We start from the raw sequence: 1,043 nt of genomic DNA, 5'->3' as shown, positions 1-1,043 counted from the left end.
TCTAGGGAAGGTGCGAATAAGCAGGTCATTTCTTCCCAAGCTGACTCGCTGATTAAAATTTCGCGGATCTGGGCCGATTTTTTTCCCGCAAACACATCGAATCAGCCTATTTAGGCTATTTTTTCCACCATTTCTGGCGTTATTTCCGGTTTTTACTGAGATCTCTCCCACTGACGTATCATTTGGTCCACCCGAAACAGGTTGGCCAGGGTGAATAACATCGCCAGTTGGTTATCGTTTTTCAGCAGCCCCTTGTATCTGGCTTTCACGAAGCCGAACTGCCGCTTGATGATGCGAAACGGGTGCTCCACCTTGGCACGGATGCTGGCTTTCATGTATTCGATGTTGATGGCCGTTTTGTTCTTGCGCGGATGCTGCTTCAAGGTTTTTACCCTGCCGGGACGCTCGGCGATCAGCCAGTCCACATCCACCTCGGCCAGCTCCTCGCGCTGTGGCGCTCCTTGGTAGCCGGCATCGGCTGAGACAAATTGCTCCTCTCCATGAAGCAGATTACCCAGCTGATTGAGGTCATGCTCGTTGGCCGCGGTGGTGACTAGGCTGTGGGTCAGGCCACTCTTGGCATCGACACCAATGTGGGCCTTCATGCCAAAGTGCCACTGATTGCCTTTCTTGGTCTGATGCATCTCCGGATCGCGTTGCTGCTCTTTGTTCTTGCTAGAGCTGGGTGCCTCAATGATGGTGGCATCCACCAAAGTGCCTTGGGTCATCATGACGCCTGCTTCGGCCAGCCAGCGATTGATGGTCTTGAACAATTGACGGGCCAGTTGATGCTGCTCGAGCAGGTGGCGGAAATTCATGATGGTGGTGCGATCCGGCAGGGCGCTATCCAGGGATAATCGGGCAAACAGGCGCATGGAGGCGATTTCGTACAGGGCATCTTCCATGGCACCGTCGCTCAGGTTGTACCAATGCTGCATGCAGTGAATACGCAGCATGGTCTCCAGCGGATAGGGCCGTCGGCCATTGCCCGCCTTGGGATAAAACGGCTCGATGACAGCGGTCATATTCTGCCATGGCAGAAT

The 1,043-nt window shown here is 54.1% G+C and carries 1 protein-coding gene and 1 pseudogene; both read right to left on the bottom strand.

Annotated features, from left to right (window positions below):
• Positions 1-171: pseudogene (locus GV764_RS22295) on the bottom strand (EAL domain-containing protein); the annotation flags it as partial.
• A partial coding sequence (locus GV764_RS18220) for an IS5-like element ISKpn26 family transposase (RefSeq protein ID WP_161661361.1) occupies positions 153-1,043 on the bottom strand: 891 nt, incomplete at its 5' end. The pseudogene GV764_RS22295 and the gene GV764_RS18220, both read right to left, overlap by 19 nt.

The organism is Atlantibacter hermannii (assembly GCF_009907385.1).
In the GTDB taxonomy this organism is placed as follows: domain Bacteria; phylum Pseudomonadota; class Gammaproteobacteria; order Enterobacterales; family Enterobacteriaceae; genus Atlantibacter; species Atlantibacter hermannii_A.
This window is presented reverse-complemented; position numbering and strand designations above follow the sequence as displayed.